The sequence below is a fragment of the Sphingobacterium chungjuense genome (assembly GCF_011316935.1).
GTDB lineage: Bacteria > Bacteroidota > Bacteroidia > Sphingobacteriales > Sphingobacteriaceae > Sphingobacterium > Sphingobacterium chungjuense.
In genome coordinates this window covers 67,590-92,029 of the sequence record NZ_WLYS01000001.1, presented here as the reverse complement: position 1 = coordinate 92,029, position 24,440 = coordinate 67,590, and the positions used below count along the sequence as shown (strand labels likewise).

Annotated in this window: 21 protein-coding genes; 4 read left to right on the top strand and 17 right to left on the bottom strand. The window is 42.8% G+C overall.

Annotated elements, in window-relative coordinates; translation table 11 throughout:
• The first annotated feature begins 26 nt into the window (after window positions 1-26).
• The gene (locus tag GKO22_RS00380) at window positions 27-812 is read left to right on the top strand and encodes an NAD-dependent epimerase/dehydratase family protein (RefSeq protein ID WP_166332173.1); all 786 of its coding nucleotides are present in this window, start codon (window positions 27-29) and stop codon (window positions 810-812) included.
• 101 nt (window positions 813-913) lie between these two features.
• Complete coding sequence (locus GKO22_RS00375) at window positions 914-1,171, top strand: hypothetical protein (protein WP_166332172.1); 258 nt, start codon at window positions 914-916, stop codon at window positions 1,169-1,171.
• 38 nt (window positions 1,172-1,209) lie between these two features.
• Here GKO22_RS00375 and GKO22_RS00370 read toward each other — a convergent pair whose 3' ends face one another.
• The 3 genes from GKO22_RS00370 to GKO22_RS00360 are packed head-to-tail and all read right to left on the bottom strand — an operon-like array spanning window position 1,210 to window position 4,575.
• Window positions 1,210-2,409, bottom strand: coding sequence for a glycosyltransferase family 4 protein (locus tag GKO22_RS00370; RefSeq protein ID WP_166332171.1), 1,200 nt, complete (start codon window positions 2,407-2,409; stop codon window positions 1,210-1,212).
• Window positions 2,402-3,400, bottom strand: coding sequence for a lysylphosphatidylglycerol synthase transmembrane domain-containing protein (locus GKO22_RS00365; protein ID WP_262886468.1), 999 nt, complete (start codon window positions 3,398-3,400; stop codon window positions 2,402-2,404). The genes GKO22_RS00370 and GKO22_RS00365 overlap by 8 nt, the downstream gene beginning before the upstream one ends.
• Window positions 3,400-4,575: a glycosyltransferase family 4 protein gene (locus GKO22_RS00360; RefSeq protein ID WP_166332169.1), complete on the bottom strand. Its 1,176-nt coding sequence runs from the start codon at window positions 4,573-4,575 to the stop codon at window positions 3,400-3,402. The genes GKO22_RS00365 and GKO22_RS00360 overlap by 1 nt, the downstream gene beginning before the upstream one ends.
• A 161-nt stretch (window positions 4,576-4,736) precedes the next feature.
• On the opposite strand from GKO22_RS00360, the gene GKO22_RS00355 reads away from it, so the two are divergent.
• Entirely contained in the window at window positions 4,737-5,762 is a 1,026-nt protein-coding gene (locus tag GKO22_RS00355; RefSeq protein WP_240920073.1) for an endonuclease/exonuclease/phosphatase family protein, read from the top strand.
• On the opposite strand, the gene GKO22_RS00350 is transcribed toward GKO22_RS00355, so the two are convergent.
• From GKO22_RS00350 to GKO22_RS00290, 13 genes are all read right to left on the bottom strand, one after another.
• Window positions 5,759-6,949 (bottom strand): aspartate aminotransferase family protein, encoded by a 1,191-nt coding sequence (locus GKO22_RS00350; protein WP_206367759.1) that lies wholly within the window; start codon window positions 6,947-6,949, stop codon window positions 5,759-5,761. The two genes, GKO22_RS00355 and GKO22_RS00350, sit on opposite strands and share 4 nt — an antisense overlap.
• Window positions 6,950-7,001: 52 nt before the next feature.
• Window positions 7,002-7,418 carry a hypothetical protein gene (locus tag GKO22_RS00345; protein ID WP_166332168.1) on the bottom strand — a complete coding sequence of 139 codons (417 nt, stop codon included), beginning with the start codon at window positions 7,416-7,418 and terminating at the stop codon, window positions 7,002-7,004.
• Window positions 7,418-8,203, bottom strand: a complete 786-nt coding sequence (locus GKO22_RS00340) for a hypothetical protein (RefSeq protein WP_166332167.1) — start codon at window positions 8,201-8,203, stop codon at window positions 7,418-7,420. The genes GKO22_RS00345 and GKO22_RS00340 overlap by 1 nt, the downstream gene beginning before the upstream one ends.
• Window positions 8,204-8,237: 34 nt before the next feature.
• Window positions 8,238-8,783 (bottom strand): RNA polymerase sigma factor, encoded by a 546-nt coding sequence (locus GKO22_RS00335; RefSeq protein WP_166332166.1) that lies wholly within the window; start codon window positions 8,781-8,783, stop codon window positions 8,238-8,240.
• A 3-nt stretch (window positions 8,784-8,786) separates the two neighbouring features.
• Entirely contained in the window at window positions 8,787-9,740 is a 954-nt protein-coding gene (locus tag GKO22_RS00330) for a transketolase family protein (RefSeq protein ID WP_166332165.1), read from the bottom strand.
• Window positions 9,741-9,798: 58 nt separating this feature from the next.
• Entirely contained in the window at window positions 9,799-10,647 is an 849-nt protein-coding gene (locus GKO22_RS00325; RefSeq protein WP_166332164.1) for a transketolase, read from the bottom strand.
• A 195-nt stretch (window positions 10,648-10,842) separates the two neighbouring features.
• On the bottom strand, window positions 10,843-11,922 hold the full coding sequence (locus GKO22_RS00320) for a formylglycine-generating enzyme family protein (RefSeq protein ID WP_166332163.1): 1,080 nt from the start codon (window positions 11,920-11,922) through the stop codon (window positions 10,843-10,845).
• A 114-nt stretch (window positions 11,923-12,036) separates the two neighbouring features.
• Complete coding sequence (locus GKO22_RS00315) at window positions 12,037-13,641, bottom strand: arylsulfatase (protein WP_166332162.1); 1,605 nt, start codon at window positions 13,639-13,641, stop codon at window positions 12,037-12,039.
• Window positions 13,642-13,655: 14 nt separating this feature from the next.
• Window positions 13,656-15,125 carry a RagB/SusD family nutrient uptake outer membrane protein gene (locus GKO22_RS00310; protein WP_166332161.1) on the bottom strand — a complete coding sequence of 490 codons (1,470 nt, stop codon included), beginning with the start codon at window positions 15,123-15,125 and terminating at the stop codon, window positions 13,656-13,658.
• A gap of 15 nt (window positions 15,126-15,140) precedes the next feature.
• Window positions 15,141-18,191, bottom strand: coding sequence for a SusC/RagA family TonB-linked outer membrane protein (locus tag GKO22_RS00305; protein WP_166332160.1), 3,051 nt, complete (start codon window positions 18,189-18,191; stop codon window positions 15,141-15,143).
• A 453-nt stretch (window positions 18,192-18,644) separates the two neighbouring features.
• On the bottom strand, window positions 18,645-19,199 hold the full coding sequence (locus tag GKO22_RS00300; protein WP_166332159.1) for a NifU family protein: 555 nt from the start codon (window positions 19,197-19,199) through the stop codon (window positions 18,645-18,647).
• Between the two features lie 60 nt (window positions 19,200-19,259).
• The gene (gene purB, locus GKO22_RS00295) at window positions 19,260-20,624 is read right to left on the bottom strand and encodes an adenylosuccinate lyase (protein WP_166332158.1); all 1,365 of its coding nucleotides are present in this window, start codon (window positions 20,622-20,624) and stop codon (window positions 19,260-19,262) included.
• A gap of 127 nt (window positions 20,625-20,751) precedes the next feature.
• The gene (locus tag GKO22_RS00290; protein ID WP_166332157.1) at window positions 20,752-20,946 is read right to left on the bottom strand and encodes a PG1828 family lipoprotein; all 195 of its coding nucleotides are present in this window, start codon (window positions 20,944-20,946) and stop codon (window positions 20,752-20,754) included.
• A 254-nt stretch (window positions 20,947-21,200) separates the two neighbouring features.
• Here GKO22_RS00290 and GKO22_RS00285 point away from each other — a divergent pair, with 254 nt between their 5' ends.
• Window positions 21,201-22,529, top strand: coding sequence for an acyl-CoA dehydrogenase family protein (locus GKO22_RS00285; RefSeq protein WP_394352151.1), 1,329 nt, complete (start codon window positions 21,201-21,203; stop codon window positions 22,527-22,529).
• Between the two features lie 84 nt (window positions 22,530-22,613).
• Here the strand turns inward: GKO22_RS00285 and yidC are convergent, their stop codons facing one another.
• On the bottom strand, window positions 22,614-24,419 hold the full coding sequence (gene yidC / locus GKO22_RS00280) for a membrane protein insertase YidC (RefSeq protein ID WP_166332155.1): 1,806 nt from the start codon (window positions 24,417-24,419) through the stop codon (window positions 22,614-22,616).
• Between the last annotated feature and the right edge of the window lie 21 nt (window positions 24,420-24,440).

Sequence of the window (24,440 nt, the reverse complement as noted above, 5' to 3'; positions counted from 1 at the left end):
TCTTTGCCACTATATCATACATCGCTATGGCTCATTTCTTAATTCTTGGATGCGGATGGGTTGGTGAAGCATTTGCACAATTAGCCATAGATCGCGGACAAGAAGTTACCGTCACGGTTACATCTGCCGAGAAAGCACAGCGATTGCAAGCTCAAGGCTTGAATGCCTTGGTACACGATTTCGATCAAAGTACAGATCTTCTACTGAAGGATCTGCACTTTGATTATATACTGAATAGCATACCCGCTTCCAAAAAGAACGATTTACCGACTTTGGAAAACAGATTTCGAAATCTATATCATGCTTTGGAAGGGCTGACTTATCAAAAGCATATTTACCTAAGTTCTATTGGTATTTATCCCGAGCAATCTCGATCATTTGATGAGTCCTTTGCGATAGAGGAGGAGATGAGCAAGCATTTACTGCTTGCTGAAAAGCAGATGTGGTCTTTGCCAGATACGATCGTATACCGATTAGGTGGATTATTTGGACAAGAGCGCATCTTTGCCAAATATTTTCAAGGTAAGGTTTGTCAGAGTGGGCAACAGTCTGCTAATTTCATTCATCTAGATGATGTGATTCAATTACTTTGGCTAGGTTTCACCCAATCGCTGTCACACGCTACATACAATCTGGTATGTCCGCAACATCCTAAAAAGGAAGATGTAATCCGTGCTTCGGCAGCGAAATATGGATATGACTTACCCGCTGTTTTCGAAGAGGATGTATCGTACGATAAGGTGGTTATCGGCGAGCGCATTGCACGCGAACTGTCCTATACTTTCGCGTACCCATCTCCATTAGATTTTTAAAATAAAAAACAAAAGTATGCAACGATATTTTTGAAATTTATTTTCAATCGGATGCAGACTTTCGTACATTTGTGACGTATTTAAAAGAGATCAACAATTTTATGGAAAATACAGTGTTTGAAAGGCCGGCAAAGACGACCGACAATAATGCGAATCGTACAGAATATTATGTAACCCTGACCTTCGCCATCATCATTGGTTTGATCGGTGTTTTTATCCGTTTTGTACCTGATGTGATTGTAGCGCTAGATCAGTTTGGATCTTTGTTCTCTTGGATTGCCAATATTGCTATCATTATCGCATCGCTTATCGCTTTCAAAATCGTTTTTGAAATTTTAGGCTTCGGAAAGAATAAGTAAACCACTTAATCTTATCAGATATTTAAACTCCTGATCGTTTATATGCGTTCGGGAGTTTTTTGTATGTGCTCTTCAAGCAGTGAGCAAAATATAGCAAAGTATCCTTTCGTCATTTTATCCCAGCTAAATTGTGCCAGCGTATAATCACGAAACTGTTGGCGTAGCGTTGAAATATCTTGCGTGTTATTATCCAAGCGATCAAGACTTTCTATCCAGGCAGCAGGATTTCCTGATTTGACCAAAAATCCATTTTTTTGGTGCTGAATGGCGTCTGTGATACCTTCCATTTCGGCAGCAAATACGATGGCGCCGTTGCTACTCGCTTCCAGACAGACCAATCCAAATCCTTCCATATCGCCCGATACTGAAATGTTAGGCATGATAAAGGCTGTCGCTTCAAGTAACACCACTTGAAGTTCCTCTGTCACAATTTTACCTAAGTGACTTGCTCTTTCCGAATAGGCCGGATTTTGCAGTAATGCTCTCAATGCGCGTTGGTCAGAAGGGTGACCTAAAAAGAGCATCAGCAGCTGTTGCCATCGCGCAGGGATGATACTAAATAATCGTTCTCGGGAGGAAATCTTAGGCATAAAAGGACCAATCAGCAATACATGATACTTCGGATTTAAATGCGGAAGCACTTCCTTGATAAACCATGAAAAACCTTTACGCTTCACCGGCCTGCCGAGTAGCACCAAGTACTGTTTTCCAAGGGGTACCCGATGCTTTTGCAATAACGCATCTATTTTGTCCATAGTCCTTTCATTCGACCATTCGTGGTCAATGCCGTTCGCAACGACTTGTACCCGATGGCGCTCGACTCCGCGAGCTATAATCTCCTCTGCGGTCGCTTGGCTCACGGCAATGATCTGATCGAAACGATTGAATCGAGGAAGGATCTTGCGCTGATAAAAACCTAAAGGAAATACCACATCCAAGCCATGTACCGTGACCACTTTTTTCAAATGATCATATCCGCTGTGATATAGTGCAAGGCTGGCGATTAGTCCATCGTTAAAATGAATGATACGAATTTCTGCATGTTGATGCACCAAGTCTAGGATTCGTCTATTTAATTTTCTGAAAAATTGAATAATAGATTCCGATCCTTCATAGACCAATGGATACACTTTTGCATATTGATGCATGCGCGTGATCAATTCATAGCTTTGCTTTTCCATCCCACCGGTACTTGGCGGGTATTTATGACTTACGAACAGCACGGAAAATTCACTCATGGACGACGTATGGAGGTTTGATCTGTTTGCTAAAAAAGAAATAAGCGATACAACCAACGAGAGCCCACACCAATTGCCGGGATCTGCGTAGTAAAGAAATACTTAGCCAGATGACTCCACTTTGTACACCGATGGCTGCTAATACGATTTTATTGCCAAATTCTTCTACTCCAATTTGACCGGGAATAAATGCTCCTACGCTTTTGATCAGGATCACACCCATATCCATCAGTACTGCTTGCATTATCGCGAGATCTATTCCCAAAAAAGATAAGATCAGAAAAAATTCCAGACTGCCTACCACCCAGTGCAGCAAGGCAAGGGAATAGGATAAGATAAATGCTTTTCGATCTGCTCGAACAGTTGTTTTTAAGTCGGATAATATCAGCAGCATTTTGTTTTTAAGTCGATCAATTCTTCCAGTTGCTGTCATCTCCTGTACCAGAGAAGGTGCTATATAGTGCGGGCGATAGATCCAGTAGAATAATCCGATCTGTACCGTACATAGCACAAATAGCAATATGTATAGTGCTGTTCGTGTATTTGTCATCCAATCCGTTTCTCCAGTTTGGTATAGCAGCCAGATGAGTGCGATAGTTGCTAATAATATTTGAGATAATATCATCGTCATACGGGAGGATACAACCGAGTTCGCGGCCGATCGTTCGCTGATTTGGTATTTCTGTAGGTAGTATACTTTGGTCAGATCTCCGCCGACTATACTGGTTGGGTTAAAAAGTCCGACTGTCTCGCCAACTTGTCGGATAAAGAACAGCCGAAAAGTATTTATTTTTTGTGAGCTCTCGGCCAACAGAACTTGCCATGATAAGGTCCCCAAATAGTAGGCGAATGCCGTAAGCGGAAAAACGAGTAAAGCGCTAAAGCCTACTGCCGATAGCGTACCGAAAACGGATTTAAAATCTGTTTGATAGAGGAACAGTGCCATGCAAAAGCAGACTGTGATAATGATGATGTACTTGATAATATGCATTAACTAGCTTTCCATATCCATTTCGCCTCTTTTTTACCGGCCAGTTGCTCCACATCATCAAAGTATCGATTAGCCAACGCATCCCAGCTCAGTTGTTGCACCGATGCCAACGCGTTAGCTCTTATCTGACCATATAATTCCGGATCTTCTAAAAGTTGCCTGATGTAGCGTAGGTATTCTTCTGGATTCATTGGATCACATTTAAACCCGTCTATTCCGTGTGAAACTAAGTCGGCGCTGCCACCGCCATTAGCAATCACACAGGGTAAACCAGATGCCATTGCTTCGGTGACTACGTTGCCATATGTTTCTGAGATGGATGGGAAAACGAAGACATCGGCCGATGCGTACAAAGTAGCTAAAGCTTCGTGATCTTGCTTGCCCAAAAAGTAAGTATGGGGCATTTGCCGCTGCATATCTTTCATGGCTGCACCATCGCCCGCAATAATCATATTATATGGTAATGATAGCGTATCAATTAGACTAGCCAAGCCTATTAGTGCTTGTACGTTTTTCTCCCAGACCAGTCGACTGGCAAACAGGATATTTTTGCGATTATTCCCCGTTACCCTCTGGATAAATTTACTATTGCGATGTGCTGGGTTGAACAGCTTTACATTGATACCGCGTTGCCATAGCGTCATGCGTTTTGGATTAATGCCAATTTGTTCCAAGCTACGCAGCATACTTGGAGTGGGTACATAGATCTTATCGCAGCTATTGTAAAAACGGAGCATCGCTCCAGCCATCCAATTCATGACAGGCTTTACCAGAAAGGGCAAATTCTTAAAGTAATAGGGGATGTAAGCTAAGAAATGGGTGTGATAAATGCTGATCACCGGTATATTTCTTTTTTGCGCGTAGCGCAATGCAAAGAAGCCCAATGCTGATGGTGTGGTGATGTGAATAACATCAGGAGCAAACTCATCTAGTTGGGTATAAAGACGCTGTTTCGTCAGGGCGGGTAGTGCCAGAGAATAATCATCATTGACAGGAAGGCGTAATCGCGGGGTTTTTACAGATTTGAAATCTCTAAATTGCTCCGGGCCATTGCCATATACGAATAGATAAGAAAACTCTTCCCGATCTATGCGGTCGATTAGTTGAAAAAATGTACGAGCGGCTCCATCAAAGTCTTTGATCAGGATCTCCGCAAATAACGCAACTTTTATCATAGGCTGTAAGCGTATTTTATAAATCTACCTAAGGGATATTAATTGTAGATGTTGCCAGCGTTAAACTTTAATGAATAAACTATTCGTGGTAGTTTATTGTTAGTATATTAGAGGGTACTGAATTAAGTAAAATATTAACAGCAAATTAGCATAAACGTCATATGAGTTTTATCACTTTGGTAGTAGAACAACACCTTAAAGTCATGGCATGGACGAGTGTCTTTATTCCGTACGAGCGTTGGCGCCTTATCGTTGGTATTTTGCTCATTTTCGGTATTATGATTTGGTACATGGTGAATTACAAGCGTGCGACAGCGCGGAATACCTACGTGTATAGTGTGCAACACGAATTGACGGATGCCCATGCAGGCAGCCTCAATTTGTTGACTTATAATATTGCTGGATTGCCACAAGTAATCTCAAGTGCCAAGACGCCCCGTGCCGAAAGTATTCGTGCGATTGGTTTAAAGGTCGATCAGTTTGATCTTATCAATGTTCAAGAAGATTTTCACTACAACGTGGATCTATATCAATATAACCAGCACCCTTTCCGTACGGAGACCAAAGGCAAAGTGCCCTTTGGAGATGGATTAAATACGCTTTCCAAATATCCAATCATGGAGATTCGTCGCGTTCCTTGGCTACACTGTAGTGGTACAGATTGTCTCACGCCTAAAGGCTTTGCTTACATGCGAGTACAACTTGCCAAAGACGTGTTTCTTGATTTGTATAATATGCATGCTACTGCACATACTAATAATGCCGCTGTCCAAGCGCGAAGACACAATATGGAGCAGCTAGCAGATTATATCAATGCGCATTCGAAAGACAATCCACTAATCGTGATGGGCGATTTCAATGCGCATTATGCGTTTATGGGCGATAACATTCATGATTTTAAAAAGCAAACCGGTGTAGTAGATCCTTGGGTCGATTTTTTTCTAGAAGGTAAAATACCGGAGCCTTATGCTGACTTCATGATTCCTCATAAGCTAGAGCTAAAGCCCGAGATGGAATCGATCGACAAGATATTATATCGTCACGGGAAAAATGTGAAATTAATTCCTAAGAGCTACGCTATAGAAGACGATTTGTTCTCGACCGATGATGGCGAGCACCTAAGCGATCACTTGGCTATATCGTTAAAGTTAGATTGGGAATTTATTAGTCATAATTCCAATAATTAGCCAATTACCTCGCGTATTCCAGCTAGAATCACAGCGCACGCTTGATCAATTTCTGCTGCAGATATGGTGAGCGGTGGCGCTAATCGAAGTGCCGTTTCGCAATGCAAATACCAATCGATCATCACGCCACGTGCTGCGCAATAGTTGCTCACCGCATAGACTTGATCGAATGTTTCCAGTTGCAGGCACATCATGAGTCCCAGCCCTCGGATTTCTTTTATTTGTGGAATGTCCAATGCTTTTCGAAAGTGATTCGCTTTAGCTGCTACCTGTTCTACCAACTTTTCTTCTTGAATGACAGCCAATGAAGCAAGCGCCGCAGCACAGCTCACGGGATGTCCGCCGAAGGTGGTAATATGGCCTAGCATCGGATTGTCTTTGAACACATCCATTAGATGTTTTGGCGCGACGAATGCGCCTAGAGGCATGCCGCCTCCGATTCCTTTTGCCAGCATTAATACATCGGGAACGATACCAAAGTGCTCAAAGGCAAACATTTTTCCGGTGCGGCCAAATCCCGTTTGAATTTCATCAAAGATGAGCAATGTACCCATTTCTGTACATTTTGCGCGTAGCGCCTGCATATATTCTGCCGTTGGTACGCGTACACCAGCTTCGCCTTGTATCGGCTCGATAATGACGGCGGCAGTATCTTGGGTAATTAAGTTGAGATCAGCAATCGCACCAAAATCAATGAAAGATATTTCAGGAAGGAGTGGAGCATAAGCACGATGGTAATCTTCATTGCCAATCAAACTTAATGCGCCTTGTGTACTTCCATGATAGGCCTTGCGAGCCGCGATGATTTGCCTTCTACCGGTGAATTTTTTAGCGAGCTTCATAGCGCCTTCTACCGACTCAGCGCCGGAGTTAGTAAGGTAAACGGAGCCAAAAGAGGCAGGTAAGCAAGCCAACAGTTCTGTCGCAAACTGCACTTGTGGCGCTTGCACAAATTCGCCATATACCGTGACATGCAGGTATTTGTCTAATTGTTGCTGAATCGCTTCGATCACCTTGGGATGCCGATGGCCGATATTGCTCACGTTGAAACCGGAAACCAGATCCATGTATTGCTGGCCATCAGGGCCATAAAGATAGATTCCTTCCGCTTTAGCGATTTCTACTAACCGAGGTGAATTGGAAGTCTGTGCCGTATTACGGAGGAAAAGTTCTCTATTGCTGATCATAGCTGCAAAGGTACATGCCCTAAAACAAAGAAAGAAGCTTTGGAGCTTCTTTCTATCTATTTTGTCGGCTTTGCCATTCTCGATAAAGCATATCTTTGAATTCTTGCTCCACCATGAAGAATTGCGATGCTCGCGCTGCCCCAATTACTTCGGCAAATTTGTTACGATACTGTTTCTTCAACTCCACCTCTTTACTATCGAACTCGATCATATCACTATTCTGATGTTCGTGCTGATGAGATCGTAGATTAGATTTGGCAGATTTTATGTTCTGCATACTTTTACTATACTGATTGTAGAGCGGGAAAAAACGCTGCGCCTCCGATGTAGTAATGTTCAGATGCTTGGTAATATATGCTATCTTTTGGTTTTCAATCTTCTCAAAACGATCGTCGTTCTGAGCTGTAGCGGTCAACATCATACTACAGGATACGAATAAGGTCAATAAAATTTGATTCAAACGGATCATTATAACATGTGTTTTATATAAGCTTCTAAATCTTTGTCTTCCAGCTCCGAGCAACGCACTTCATCTTCATTTTGTTCTTGGTCACTGGCATAGATATAATCTACGTAATAATGCAAATCATCGCTATCATTATTAAAAGCAATGTAATCGACCAATTCATCATCCGATATGGTAGACAAGGAGGTCTCTGCAACAGCTGTCTGTACAACAGGTGAGGCTGCTTGATCAGAATTTAGTCCAAAATATGCGCCAATAGACAATACGCATATCAAACAAGCTGCTGCTGCAGTATATTTGATCCATGGCTTTATAGAAACTACCTTAACCGGTTCGGGCTTATTTTCTAGATCATAAGATTCGCTGGCAATACGCTCTTTGATTCGCGTGCTCAAAGAATCAAAATACTGGTTATCCTCCACTTGGAAAATATCTTCTTGAGAAGCACCAACGAGCGTGTCAAGCTTTACAGCGGATAAGATTTCCTGTTCTGCCTCGGCAAAATAGTCTGCTGGAAGATCAAAACCAGATGTTTTTCTATCTGATAAAATTTCTTCTAAAGAAATGCGAAGCTTAATTTGTGTGGTAAGATCTTCGAAATAGGTTGGAGAAATACTTGGATCAGACAACGGTGCAACATCTTCGACAAAAGCTAACTGGCATACACGCTTGATGTGTGCAGCAGCTTCCTCAAAATAATCGGAAGGCACCGTGAAGGGATTTACAGCACGGAAATCGGGAAGTTCTCCTCCTTCAAGATTGTCGTCGTATGTATTGATTTCCTTCATAATAAGTCTATAGAGTGAACCGCTTCGAAAAGGTTTAATCGTTTGATCGAAAAAAAAGTTCTATTTTCTTCACCGCTAAATGGTAAGACGCTTTAAGCGCTCCTACGCTCGTTCCCACGATCTCTGATATTTCTTCGTATTTAAGATCTTCGAAATATTTCATATTAAAGACTAAGCGTTGTTTCTCTGGCAACTTGAGTAATGCTTGTTGCAATTTCATCTGCGCCGCATCTCCATTGAAATAAGAGGAAGCAGTCAGCGTGCTCGACAGGTAGGAGGAGTCCTCTTCATCTAACGAGACATGTTGTTTCTGCTTCTTCTTATTCAAAAAGGTAATACATTCATTCGTGGCAATACGATAAAGCCACGTGTATAGTTGGGAATCTTCTCTAAACTTTTCCAAATTGCGCCATACCTTCACAAAAACGTCCTGCACCACATCGTCGGCATCATCATGATCGATGACCATACGGCGTACGTGCCAATATATTTTCTGCTGGTATTTTTTGAGTAACAGATTGAAGGCTTCTTCTCTCGTATTCTCGTTGGCAAACTTGGCTATTATTAGATCGTCTTCCATATATTATTTACGCGTTATCACTTTGCGTGCAGCGGCAACAATCGCAGCTGCGTTCAGGCCATACTTATCCATCAATTCGTCTGGTTTGCCTGATTCGCCAAAGCTATCATCTACTGCTACGTATTCTTGTGGACTCGGTAGTTGGCGTGCCAATACTTGTGCAACGCTATCACCTAGGCCGCCTAGTCTATTGTGCTCTTCTGCTGTCACGACACACTTTGTCTTCGCGACAGAAGCCAAGATCGCTTCTTCGTCCAAAGGTTTGATGGTGTGAATATTGATAATCTCTGCCGAGATACCCAATTTCTCCAACTCTTCACCGGCTTGGATCGCTTCCCAAACTAAGTGTCCCGTAGCGACGATCGTCACATCCGTACCTTCGTTCAGCATGACCGCTTTTCCAATCACGAATTCCTGATCTGCAGGCGTAAAGTTTGGCACGACAGGGCGGCCAAAACGCAAATAGGTAGGACCCACATGATCTACCAACGCTAAGGTAGCCGCTTTTGTTTGGTTGAAGTCACAGGTATTGATGACCGTCATGCCTGGCAACATTTTCATTAAACCAATATCTTCCAAGATCTGGTGAGTTGCTCCGTCTTCTCCTAAAGTTAATCCGGCATGTGAAGCACAGATCTTCACGTTTTTATCCGAATAAGCTATAGATTGACGAATCTGATCGTAGACGCGGCCGGTAGAGAAATTGGCAAATGTTCCTGTAAAAGGAATTTTGTCGCCAATGGTCAACCCTGCAGCGATCCCCATCATATTGGCCTCAGCGATACCGATTTGAAAGAATCGCTCAGGAAATTCTTTGATGAAATCATTCATCTTCAACGAACCAATTAGGTCGGCACATAGTGCCACTACATTTTCGTTCTTTTTTCCAGCTTCTAAAAGGCCTGCGCCGAAGCCCGAACGTGTATCCTTTGATTCTGTATATGTGTATTTTTTCATGTCTTCTTTACTGTTCTGATTTGTTTAGTGATCCGATAGATAAGTCGTATTGTATCGACTAGTAATCGCCTAACGTTTCTGGATTTTGCGCCAAAGCCGAAGCTAATTGTTCGTCATTAGGTGCTACACCATGCCATTTGTGCGATCCCATCATGAAATCTACGCCATATCCCATGCCCGTGTGTAATAAGATCATTACTGGCTTGCCTTTGCCCGAACGTGATTTTGCTTCGTCCAATCCTGCAATGATCGACGCCATATCGTTTCCTTTTTCGATGTCCAACACATCCCAGCCAAATGCTTCCCATTTCCCACGAAGATCGCCTAAACTCAAGACGTCTTTGGTCGCGCCATCAATCTGCGCGCCATTGTAGTCTACTGCCGCAATGACGTTGTCCATCTTGTTGTGTGCAGCGTACATGGCTGCTTCCCAGACTTGTCCTTCTTGCAGTTCACCATCGCCCATCAATACGTATACCGTTTGCGAATCTTTATCTAGTTTTTTCGCTTGAGCTGCACCGATCGCTACTGAAAGACCTTGGCCTAACGAACCAGATGCGATACGAATTCCTGGAAGATGCTCATGCGTGGTCGGGTGACCTTGCAAACGAGAGTTAATCTGTCTGAAAGTAGCCAACTCCGAAGCAGGGAAATAGCCTGCACGCGCTAGCGTGCTGTAGAATACAGGAGAAATATGCCCGTTTGACAGGAAGAATAGATCTTCGCCAGCCGCGTTGAAATTAAACGAAGGATCATGCTTCATGGCATGGAAATACAAAGCAACGAAATAATCGGTACAGCCCAGGGATCCACCCGGATGACCGGATTGACAAGAATGAACCATACGCACGATGTCGCGCCTTACTTGGGATGCAATTTGTTCTAACTTAGTGATATCTGCACTCATTATGTATCAGGTTTTATCAAAATTTCCCTAATATACTCAATTTTAAAAGAGTATTTAGATGAAATGTGAAAAACAGATTGTTTGTATCAACGCCATTGTGCAGATCAGTAAATGGCTATTACTACATTGTTTTAGGTATACTACTCCGTTAATTCTCTGGTAATAAAATTCAAATGATTAATCATTCTGTAAAGCTCATTCACGATTTTGGATAGTAGTCACATCGCTGACGCAGCGAAAGCCAATATGATTTGTCGTGCTATTGACTTCACCTTTGCCGCGTGCACCTGCTTTGTAGCGTTCGCAATATTGATCATTACATAAGAAAGAGCCGCCGCGCTGTACCCGTTTTATGGCACGGGGCTCTTGTGGATCGTAGGACGATTTTGGGCCTGTTGGATCAGAAGTTTGCATTGGATCATAGCTTGGTTGGTAGAAATCAGAACACCATTCCCATACATTTCCCGACATATCATAGAGCCCGTAGCCATTAGGTGGGAAAGCGCCGACTGGTGCAGTATGTGTGTACCCATCCTCTTTGGTGTTGTTCTCAGGAAATGTTCCTTGAAAAATATTGGCTTGCCATTTACCGTCTATTTTCAAATCATTTCCCCAATAAAATTCGGCATTAGAGTCTGAGCCGCCTCTTGCCGTATATTCCCACTCGGCCTCTGTTGGTAAGCGTTTGCCAGTCCATTTTGCATAGGCTTCAGCATCTTCATAAGCTACATGTACGACTGGATGATTTTCGCGACCGCTGATGTTGCTCTCTGGCCCTTCCGGATGATGCCAAGATGCAGATGGAACGAATTGCCACCATTGTAAGTGATTTTGAAAACCATTCACCGCATCAGTAGGGCTATATACGGCAGATCCGGGAACAAGTAAATCAGGATTTACTCCCGGAAAATCTTGAGGATTCAGCGCCCGTTCAGCCACCGTAATATAGCCGGTCGCTTCTACGAAACGGGCAAATTGTGCATTGGTTACTTCTGTCGCATCAATCCAAAAATCGGATATCGTTACATCTCGAATTATTTGTGCGTCAGGGAAGCGGGTGCTTCCCATAGAGAATGTGCCTCCTTGGATAAGTATCATTTGAGTTTCCGGTGCAAACTTAGAATCCTGCTGTGTTTCGCGGTCATGCTGCGCTAAGAGTGCTGCGCGCGACACGATGTTATCGGTGCAGCAAGAAGGTAGTTCTTGTGCATACATTTGCTTGGAAATTAGCAAGCCTATTAGCACTATTTTTACTATTCCTTTAAGAAGTTTCATACTGTTTTAACATACTTATAAGTGTAATATTTGATTTTGTAGGAGCAAGATATTCGTTTTGTTCTAGTGACCTTGATACTTTTATGTAGTTGATAGTTGGATCGCAGCTGTACATTATTGTTGTTTGCTTGCTCTGAATTTTTTCATCTCTTGTGGTTCCTTATCTTCCAGTAAGTAAAAATCAACCACGTCATTTTGATTAGCCCAATTAAAATAGGCCGTTGCAAGACGGGAAACTTCAGCCGGTTGTTGTTTCGCTACATCATTCGTTTCGGTCGGATCTTGCTCCAAATCGTACAATTCCCAGCTATAGGATGGCCAAGTAGATACCAACTTCCATTTGCCCATGCGTGCAGCTCGATTGCCAGCTCGTTCCCAAAAAAGACCTTCAGGACGGTCTACGGTTTGTGATATACCCGTGAGTACTGGGACTAAACTTTTGCCGGGCAACGGGTGGGACTGCACGGCCTGATAATTTTTCGGGTATTCGGCTTGCGCTAACTCATACAAGGTAGGCGCCAAATCTATCACATGCCCTGTGCCTTGCACGACGGTATTGGCTTTAATCTTTTTTGGAAACCAAGCGATGAATGGACTGTTGATTACCCCTTCATGCAAATAATCTTTGTACGCTTTGAAAGGCGTGTTCGAAGCATAAGACCAATTTTTGCTCTGTGATTCAAAAGATCCCACTGTTCCTACCGGCCCTTTATTTGCGCGAGCGCCACCAAACCATGTGATCAAATCTTCAGCGGGAGCACCATTATCCGATAAAAATAAGATAACGGTATTATCCAATTGGCCATTTTGTTCTAGCTTGCTAAGCAAGGAGCCAATGCTTTGATCCAGACGATCTACCATTGCAGCAAATACCTCCATTTTTCTTGCCCAAGCTTGCTGCTGATCGTACGACAGTTTGTCCCACTTGTACAGGTCTTCTTCTGGGATGGAGCGAATTGTATGCTGATCCACAATTCCTAATTTCTTTTGGCGCTCAAAGCGTTCTTCCCGCAAAGCAAACCAACCCTTGTCGTACCTGCCGTTGTATTTGGCGATATCTTCTGGAAGCGCTATCAATGGCCAATGCGGTGCGGTGTGTGCCAAATAAAGAAAAAATGGTTGACACTGTCCTTTGATCTCATCCAAAAATTGCTCTGCATGCATGTTGATCACATTGGTACTGTAGTAATCTGCGAGTGGATAACCTTCATCATCTGTCTCTACGCTGCCGAATGTGGGCGCTCCGGTATTGGCGGATTTTTCATTTTTTGGAAAAACTTTTTCAAAACCGCGCTGCCAAGGATAACTCTGGCCATTGCCCGATACATGCCATTTGCCAGAAGTGAGTGTGAGGTAACCATTAGCTTGAAGTACTTCGGCAAAAGTTAATGATTCGGCGTTGATGTAACCTTGATAGGCCGGCAATCCAAGATCGTTCGAAAAATAGCCGACGCCCGCTTTGTGCTGATACTGGCCGGTAATCAAGGAAGCTCTGGTGGGCGCGCATATCGAGTTGTTGTAAAACTGTTGGAAGCGCATGCCTTCTTGAGCCAGACGATCTAGATGTGGTGTTGCTATTTCAGAGCCGTAGGCTCCTAAGTCTGAGTAACCTAAGTCGTCCGCTAGTATCAAAATGATATTGGGTCGTATATTGCTTTGCGCATGTGCCGCAGTGTAAAGACCACATAGTACGAACATGCTGGTGAGTATCTTCTTCATGATAGCGTTTTTTTTTAAAAATTGATCCAATCGGGGTGCTGGCTAAGATTTGGGTTAATGTTGAGTTCGCGCTGCGGTGTGGGAAAGTGAATGTGACGTGGTGCTGCTAGTAATTTATTGGCGGTTCGCAGTTTTGCGACATAATAGTCTGCACCACGTCTGGCTAAATCAAACCAGCGCTGATATTCATAGACCAGTTCTTTTCGTCTTTCTTCGAAGATCAATTCCCGAAAGCTATCGCCGTCGTCTCCGCCTAGATACAGTGTGGCATTTGCTCTGGCGCGTACTTTATTTAGCGCAGAGATGGCTTCGGGAGATGGTGCCGCGCTTAGTTCATTTTCTGCTTCGGCATATATTAATAATACCTCAGCAAAGCGGATAATCGGCAGATTTTTAGAAGACTGATCCTGATTTCCAATTACACTTTCGTCATAATACTTATCGAATTGTGGTTGGGCTAAGCCATAATATTGTCCGTCTACCGGTGAAGTTTTTCCCGTGGTAAAGGTGATAGTTCGCCGACTATCTGTGCTTTCGAATGCTTGGTATAGCCTACCTTCAAGATGCAGTGCATCAGCATAATCTCCATTAATACCGGGAATATCTGCAGGCGCGGAACGACTCGCCAAGCTGTTGCCCTGATAGCCGCTGTTTCCCTGAAACTGCGCGGAAAAGATATGTTCTACGCCATTTTTGCGATCGGTGGCAAATACCTCTGCGAAGGTGTTGAATAAGCCATAGCCTTCTTCATCGATGACCTCTTTACTCTTGTCTCTGGCCAATTGCCAAAGCTCTTGTGTTAAATATACTTTGGCCAGTAGGCTTTTGGCTGCGCCACGCGTAGCACGACCTCGGTCTAGTTCATTGTATTCGAGATAACCGGGCAAGTCCTGTGCTTCGAGTAGATCGTTCTGTATCTGTGTATAAATCGTTTCTTCGGAAGATTTAGATACGTAGAGCTGAGCGGGTGTCAATGAAGTTACAGGATCTATTATCAACGGAACATCTCCAAACCAGCGCACCAGATTAAAGTAATGCAAAGCGCGAAGAAACTTAGCTTCGAGTAATAGGCGATTTTTAATATTTGGTCTAATCTGATTATCGGTCATCGCGGTAATATTTTTGATGTTCAGATTAGATGCGTTGATCGCATCGTAGCTCTGTTTCCACAGTTGTTCCATGCGGTCGTTAGATGCATCATGCGTTAGCCCACTGATCGCGCGCACATGTGGGTTACGGGCACGCGGTCCGGCTTCGTAATCATCTGTCGCCATTTCTACACCAATCTGAATGAGGCTGTTGTATAAAGATTGTCCGCTCTCATACAATTTGCGATACGTGCCTGTCACAGCAGATGTAGCTTGTACTTCTGTCAGGTAAAACTGCTCGGAAACTAATAACGCCTCTGGCTTTTCCTCTAAAGTAGAACAAGCAGACAAGGTACTCAATAGAGAAGTATATGCTATAATGATCTTGTGATTCATGATATGTGCTTTTATTTAAAATGTAATCGATGCGCCGATTGATAAGGATTTTGCAACGGGATAAATGCCGAGATCCGTACCAATTTGTACATTGCTACCCGAGGTAACCTCCGGATCAAATCCACGATATTTTGTCCATGTCAACAAGTTTTGACCTACCATATAAAAGCGCACGCTGGATAGGGTATGATTGCTCCAGCTTTTTGGAATTGTATAACCGAATTGTAGTGATTGCAATCGTAGGAAAGATCCGTCTTCGACGAATTGATCGGAGAAGATGGGTGCGGGGTCCAGCTTTGCCCTTGGGTAGGAGTTCGACGGATTTTCTGGAGTCCAGCGTTGCAACGCATCTGTCGAAGCATTTTGTTGTCCGGTAAACATCTCTAGTTCTTGTCTATTGATATTCAGAATTTTGTTTCCCACTGTTCCCTGAACGAGTATGCTCAGGTCAAATCCTTTATAATATAGGGTGTTGGTGATACCAAATAGATAATTTGGTTGTGCGTTGCCAAGTATTCGTCGGTCATTAGCCGTCGTGAATTGACCATCTCCATCTACGTCCACATAAAGTCGATCACCAGCTCTGGGTATAGCATTACCAGTATACACGCCGCGCGTCGTTTCTTCGCCTAATTGAAGAATGCCATCGGTCGCAGCACCGTAGAATGTGCCCAATGGTTGCCCGACTTGGATGATGTAGTTGCCTATGATTAGCGAAGAATTTCCATCGGCAAGCGACAACACCTTGTTTCTATTCAAGGATAAGTTTAGGTCTGTAGTCCATGTTAGTTTACCGGTAATATTGCTGCTTTTAAGATTAAGCTCTAGGCCGGTATTTCGAACGGAACCAAAGTTTTTTAAGGAGTTGGCATACCCCGATGTCCAAGGCACTTCTACATTGAGTAGAAGATCGTCGGTTTTCTTATAATACCAATCGAAGATGAATTGCAGCCGATTGTTGAATAGAGATAGGTCAATTCCGGCATCATATTGATAGGTTGTTTCCCAACCCAAATTTTCGTTGGGCAGTCCTCTTGAAGCAAATCCAGTCGCAATGCTGTTGCCGATCTGATAATTGAGGGCATATAAGGTAGAAAGCGATTGGTATTGTCCGATTTCTAGATTACCCGTCATTCCGAAGCTGGTACGAAGTTTCAGATCTTGCAGAAATGACGCTCTTTCCTTCAGGAAGTTTTCTTCGCTGACGCGCCATGATAAGGCTAAAGAAGGAAAATTCCCCCACTTATTGTTTGCGCCAAATCGCGAACTGCCGTCTCGCCGCAGGCTGGCGGTTGCATAATATTTGTTGAGGTAATTGTAGCCGACTCTGCTAATGAAAGAATGCAGTACCCAAGCATACGATCCGGATTCTGGGCGTAATAAAGTAGATCCACTTTGTAGGCTGTTGTACAGCAATTCGTCGGTCACGAAGTTTTCAGAACCTGCGTTGAAGATGGCGCTGCGCGCCTCTTGCTGGGTGAACCCAAGCAGCATATTGAAATTATGCTGGTTGATCGATTTGGTGTAGGTCAAGGTATTCTCATTGAGCCACGAGTAATAATCTAAACTTCCCAGATTGGCTCGTCCATTATTGACGGATCCTTCGTAGATATAGGAAGGAAGATAGAACTTATCCGTGCGCGTGTTAAGATCTGCGCCCAATAGAACTTTGGCCTGCAAACCGGGCACAATATCGTATTGTGCAAAAGTAGTTCCCAATGTACGCAGTCCCACTTGTTGATTTGTCGTCTCCAAGAGTGAAGCGATGGGGTTGGCAAAGATGTTTTCAAATGGATTTCGGAGTGTATAGCTTCCATCCGCTTCATAAACAGTGGCTGTGGGAGGCATGATTAAAAGCGAATTGACGATTCTGGTTGGTGCAATCTGTGCCTGCGTACGATTAATCGATAAGTTGACGCCTATTTGAAGCTTTTCATAAGGTCTTGCACTGATGTTACTACGAAAACCTATTCGTTTGAAATCAGTGTTTTTGATGATGCCTTGTTGATCGAAGTAATTTGCTCCAACATAGTATTGAACCCGATCACCACCACCTAGGAGAGATAATTGCTGGTTCAACACTCGTGCCGTTCTAAAAGCTTCATCCTGCCAATTGGTGCCGGCTCCCAATGCATCTATGGCATTTTGCGAGAGATATTGCTGTCTTCCAAGCGAGGGGTTGGTATCATACATCACTTCATTACGAAGAGTTGCGAAATCTTGTGCACCTAAAACGTCGATTTGTTTAATAGCACTTTGTGCGCCGAAAGTACCGTCATACGTGAGCTTTGCGCCGCCATTTATTCCTTTTTTGGTGGTGACTATCACCACACCATTGGCACCTCTAGATCCATATATGGCGGTGGCTGCGGCGTCTTTGAGCACTTCCATGCTTTCTATTTCAGATGGGTTAATGCTCGCTAATGGATTGAGAGCGGTGCCGGAGTTTATACCGGTGCTTTCGGGTTGGTTGTAGATCGGAAAACCATCGATAACGTATAATGGCTCGTTTCCGCCTTGGATTGACGCTCCGCCACGAATGCGTACACTCACACCACCGCCGGGCTGACCTGAAGTCTGCGTCACCTGCACACCGGATATTCCGCCCTTTAGTACTTGATCTAACGCCGATATATTTTGTTTGAGGTATTCATTGGGCAAAGAAGCAACCGCTCCAGTTAGATCTCTGCGCTTGACTGCGCCATAACCAACAATCACGACTTCCTCCAGACCCGACAAATCGCTTTCTAATTCGATAACAGTGGGAGATTTAGAAATAATTAATGTTTTGGTGGCATATCCCACATAGGAAATTGTCACAGAAAAAGGAAGCTTTTGGCCCGTCACGAAGACAAATTTTCCACTAGCATCCGTCCGTACAAGATGTGTAACTGCTTCGAGTTGCACAGTAGCGCCTTCGATTGGTTCTTTGGTATTCGCATCGATCACGATGCCTTCCAAGGATGCGTTAATGATAGGGGAGGTTTGTTGTCCTTTGCTGCTAGAAATGATGGATAACAACAACAGTAATAGCCAAGAGTATTTTGATACTCTTTTAGTTTTCATTTTTTTGAATGGTTAATGGTATGATAAAGGCAAGTGAGGGTCATATATTACACGGCACTTGATTTACTATAAAGCTGGGAGGAGAAGCTGAATTTTTTGCTGAAGCTTAAAACTAGAGCTAGTTAGGCTCACATACACATGTAGTGTGAAGGACAATAATATATAGTGAATGGATGAACCCCGTTGACATCCGTTAATGTATTACGTATTGTATTGCTCATATAAAAACTGATTTTTATTTTTAGTTAATTTTGTTCGTTATAAGCAAATGTAAAACATTTATTAAAGTCTACCAAATTAATAGATTATTTTATTTTCTATTTTATAGAATCACGCAATGATTAGCGAAGAATTTTATCGCAGCGTGCAGAGCTGAAATGCAAGAAGGGCATGTTGCTATTGCAACATGCCCTTCGACTATCTTGAAATTGTCTAAAGTACTTGTAGAGAGAATTACATTGCTTCTGCTACCACTTCCTCTACATCAGGCACCATTCTTTTCAATAAGCCTTCAATACCCGCTTTAAGCGTAATGGTAGAAGACGGGCAACCACTGCAAGAACCACGAAGCTCTACGGTTACCGTGCCATTTTCAAAAGATTTGTAAGCAATCGCTCCACCATCTTGCTCTACAGCAGGGCGTACATAATCGTGCAGTACCTGTTGTATCTTAACTTCAGTTTCTGTGCCTTCGAAAGATACATTCTCATCAGCAACTACTTCTTGCACCTTCAATTCTGATTCCACAGCGCCCTTGACGAACTCCTTTAGCAAGGCCTCGATATCGCTCCAATCAGCATCGTCAGTTTTCGTAATCGTCACAAAGTTGCTCGCGAAAAATACACCATTCACGAAGTTGAATTTGAATAATTCTCTTGCAAATGGAGATGCCTGCGCTTTCTCCTGATCTGGGAAATCCACACTGCCATTGATCAATAATTTATTGACCAAAAACTTCATGGTAGCTGGGTTAGGTGTTGTTTCTGTATATACGTTTATCGTAGCCATGGTAATTTCAAATGGGTATAACTTTTACAAATATACGTGATGAAAATTTTACACTCGTCATTAATCCGTAAAACCTGCCGCCTTCACTCCAATGTAGGTGCTTGGCGAGATCGCGATCAGCTCTTGTTTTACATCTTCTGATACGTTTAGATTCTGAACAAATTCTGCAATAGTTTCTTGCGTGATGTGCGAATTGGTGCGGGTCAAATCTTTCAATGCTTCGTATGGTTTTGGATAGCCTTCCCGACGAAGAATCGTCTGAATCGCTTCGGCCACGACTGCCCAATTGTTTTCCAAATCTTTGGCCAGCGCATCTTGGTTCAAGATCAATTTACGCAATCCGCGCAAGGTAGATTTGAAAGCAATCAAGGTATGCCCAAATGGTACGCCAATATTGCGCAATACGGTAGAATCCGTCAAATCGCGCTGCAATCTAGAGATCGGTAATTTGGCAGCTAGATGCTCAAAAATAGCATTAGCAATGCCTAAATTGCCTTCCGCATTTTCAAAATCAATGGGATTTACTTTATGCGGCATTGCCGACGAACCAATCTGTCCGGCTGTGATTTTCTGCTTAAAATAATCGATAGAAATATAAGACCACACATCTCTACACAAGTCGATCAATATATTGTTGATACGCTTCAACGCATCACAGCTTGCAGCAAAATTATCGTAATGCTCGATCTGTGTCGTTGTTTGCGACCGCGATAAACCTAAGTTTTCCTGCACAAATTGATTCCCAAAAGCTACCCAGTTTTGCGTTGGATACGCCACCGTGTGCGCATTGAAATTTCCTGTAGCACCACCAAACTTGGCCGAATGCGGCACCTGAGCCAATAAGTCCAATTGTTTTTCCAAGCGTTCTACAAAAACAAAAACTTCTTTTCCCAACGTCGTTGGAGAAGCAGGTTGCCCGTGTGTACGCGCCAACATCGGAATGTCGCGCCATTCTGTAGCTAAACCTTTCAATTCATTCACCAATTCTTGTAATGTTGGTAGATACACTTCTTCCAAAGCCGCTTTCCAAGAATAGGGGATAGCCGTATTATTAATATCTTGCGAGGTAAGGCCGAAGTGGATAAATTCCAATGAATCATGCAAGCCCAACAATTCGAATTTATGCTTCAAGAAATACTCAACCGCCTTTACGTCGTGGTTGGTCACCTTTTCGGTGTCTTTGATCCATTGGGCATCTTCTAAACTAAAATTTTGATAAATCTCACGAAGTTTGTCGTTGAGGCTTCCATCGAGATGTGCCATTTGCGGAATACCAGAAGTGCTTAGGGCAATAAAATATTCTACTTCAACCAATACGCGGTATTTAATCAGCGCAAATTCAGAGAAGTAGGCAGAAAGCTCGTTTGTCGTATGGTAATACCTGCCATCGATAGGAGTGACAGCAGTTAAAGGAGATAATGTCATGATAAACTATATTTTGGGACTCAAAAATACAAAATTGCCCCTAGTTCAACAAGCACTATTTAAGGTTGGTAGTAAACAACAAAGGCCCATTTATGGGCCTTTGCAGTATTTTCGATTTTAGTTCGGATTATTGAACGTTCTCGATAGTGTCAGTAGTAACAGTAGTGTCAGTAACTACAGCAGTAGTATCAACAACTACTTCTTCTTCGATTAACAACGTAGTGTCAGCAGTTTCTTCAGTTTTCTCAGCAGAGTTGTTACAAGCTGCGAATCCTACTGTTAACGCTAGACCTAAAAATCCGAATTTGAATAAGTTTTTCATTTTACTAGTTTTCTATTTAATTAAAACAAATTTGTTTATTTAATCCTTAATACCCCACACTACATTTAGGTAACCCACTAATTACATTAAATTTTAAATAATTACGTAATAACCTGTTTTTCAGTTTTTTAAATATTTGTATTGTTGGGTTTTTTTGAAAAAAAATCAAGAATTTTCCACTAAAAACTATTTGGAATCGAATTTGTTATAACAGAGTACAAAAGTGTTCCTTAATGATTGGTAAGATAAAAAACATGATGAAGTTCGCAAAGTCTATCGACTTCGGTGAATTGGAAAAGCTTTCAAAGAAGGTAGATTTAGGTGAAGTCATTGCTGCTGTTTCCAAAATGGATGAGAAACAATTGCAAATGGCCATGAAAATGCTAACTGGATCGAAAAAGAGGAAAGAATCTCCACCCATCAATGCCGACTTTTATGGTGTAGAGCAGAAGCTATCTGCCGAAGATCATGCCCTCAAGATGAAGGTGCGTGCTTTTCTCGAAGCTGAGGTGAAGCCTATTGTCAACAATTATTGGCTGCACGATGATTTTCCTTTCGAGCTTATTCCCAAACTCGCTGAACTTAATATTTGCGGATACGTGTACGAAGGCTATGGTTGTGCTGGCGGCACGTCTTTAATGGATGGCATCATAGCTAGCGAATTTGGTCGTATTGATCCATCTATCGCTACCTTTCTGGGCGTACAAAGTGGATTGGCTATGGGCTCGATTTACTTATGCGGATCGGAAGAGCAAAAGCAAGAATGGTTGCCGCAAATGCAACAATTGAAAAAGATTGGTGCATTTGGATTAACGGAGCCTGAAGTGGGTTCAGGAACTGCGGGTGGATTAACTACTACCTGTAAGAAGACCGCTGATGGCTGGGTGTTGAATGGACAGAAAAAGTGGATTGGAAATTCTACTTTTTCGGATATTACCATCATCTGGGCACGCGATGTAGACGACAATCAGGTCAAAGGCTTTATCGTTCGCAAAGAGAATCCAGGCTTCTCTGTCGAAAAAATCAAAGGCAAAATGGCTTTGCGCATTGTGCAAAATGGATTGATTACGATGACAGATTGTGTCGTGCCGGAGTCGGATCGTTTGCAAAATGCCAACAGCTTCCGCGATACCGCAAAAGTGTTGCAAATGACGCGTGCCGGTGTAGCATGGATGGCCGTCGGTTGTGCAAGAGGAGCTTATGAAAATGCGCTCGAATATACCTTGAAACGCGAGCAGTTCGGGAAGCCGATTGCTTCTTTCCAACTCATTCAAAACCATTTGGTAGAAATGCTTTCTAACCTTACAGCAATGCAAACCTTAGTATTTCGCTTATCCGAGATGCAGGATGAAGGGTTGCTAAAAGATGAACATGCATCATTAGCCAAAGTATTTTGTACGCTTCGCACACGCGATATCGTCTCCCGCGCTCGTGAAGTGATGGGCGGAAATGGTATTTTGTTGGAATACAATGTAGCACGCTTCTTGGCGGATGCCGAGGCAATCTATTCTTATGAAGGTACCAAAGAGATTAATTCCCTAATCGTCGGAAGAAGTATTACCGGATTCAGCGCTTTCGTGTAGTAATCCATCACTAAAGTTATACCATAAAAAAAGGCTGAACATAACGTTATGTTCAGCCTTTTTTTATATGGGAGTATAAAATTACTACTTGTTCTTTTTCTGATTTTGTGCTGCTTGTTGTTGGCGCATCATATCTTCCATACGTTTTTGGAAAGTTGAAGTTTTCTTTTCTGCTTGCGGCTTCTTTTTGAAAGCTTCGATCTTCGCTAAGATCTTTTCATCATCGATGAATTGGCGAATGATTACTTGTGTCAAGAACGTAAATACCGCTGCTAGGAAGTAATAATAGTTCAATCCAGCAGGGAAGTTGTTCAACAAGAAGAAGAACATCAATGGCATGATGTAGCCAATGTATTTCATTTGCCCAACGGCACCAGCACCAGAAGTCGTGTTATTGTACCAAGTGGTCAATAAAGTAGTGATCGTCATCAACACACACATCAATGAAATGTGATCGATGCCAAAGATGATCGGTGCGAAAGAGATGGGTGAATCATAGGTCGACAAATCTTTGACCCACATAAAGGATTCGCCGCGAAGCTCAAACAAATTCGGGAAGAAGAAGAAGAAAGCCAAAGTAAACGGCATCTGCAATACCAAAGGTAAACAACCACCCAACGGATTTACGCCCGCTTGCTTGTACAGCTTCATCTGCTCTTGTTGCAATAGCATCGGATTATCTTCGCCTACTTTTGCTTTAATCTCGTCCAACTGCGGTTTCAAGACACGCATCTTAGCCATCGACAAGTAAGATTTGTACGTCAATGGGAACATCGCACCCTTTAATAATACCGTCAAGATCAAAATCACTAAGCCGTAAGACAAAGCAAATCCATCCAAGAAATCAAAGATAGGCACCGTGATAAAACGGTTGATCCAGCTGATAGGACCCCAGCCCATGTTAATGATCTTGTTATAATCATTGCCTTCGGCCTTCAACGTATTGTATTGATTTGGTCCGAAGAAGAAGTTTAAGTTATAGCGCTCGTCTCTGCTTGTGTTGGCCAATTCTGTTTTCGCTTTGTAGAACTTCACGATGCTATCGCTGGTGCCACTGCGCACAGTCAATTCAACTTTGTCAAAACCTTCTTTGCTCGAAAGAATGTTCGAGAAATAGTGTTGTTTGAAAGCGATCCAGTTTACTTTTTCTTCTACCGTCTCTTCATCATCTTTGCTCTCCGACAAGTGATCAATATTACCCTCTGTATCACGATAATAGATCGAAGATTTGTCGCGCTCCGAAGAAATGTTTTTCTCTTTTTGGGTCAGGATTGTTTCCCAGTTTAAGAAAATGCTTTTTGATTTGACATCAATCGTATTGTGAATACCTTTTGTTTCGATAGCCAAGCCAACGTTGTAGCTGTCTTTTTCTAAGGTGTAAATATAATCGATGTATTGCGTGTCAGAATAGTTAAGGCGCATCGTAACTGCGCCATCATTGTTTCCTTGAGAAGTGAAATACAGATCATTGGTATTCACCGCTTTGCCCGGAACATTGAATTCTAAACCGAAACTATTGTGGTCGCCACTGAATAAAATCAACGGATTGCCATCAAAATTCTGCTGTCCTTTTAGTTCAACTGATTTGATACGACCACCTTTGGTGGAAATCTGAGCAATGATTTTGTCATTCTCCAACTTAATGAATTCTTCGCTGCCGAAGCTGCTAGCGCCGAACGGCTCATTTAATTTTGCGGAATCTACTTTATTAGATTCTACGATAGTTTGCAAAGAATCTTTTACTGGAGCTAATCCTTGTTTTGCACGTGCTGTAGAATCTTGAAGAGCCTGTTCTGCTTTAATCTCTTGCTCCGACGGTTTCATCAGGTAAAAAGAACCTGCGAAGATGGCAAAGATCAGAATCAGCCCGATAATATTATTTCTATCCATTTTTACTTATTTTCTCTCTTT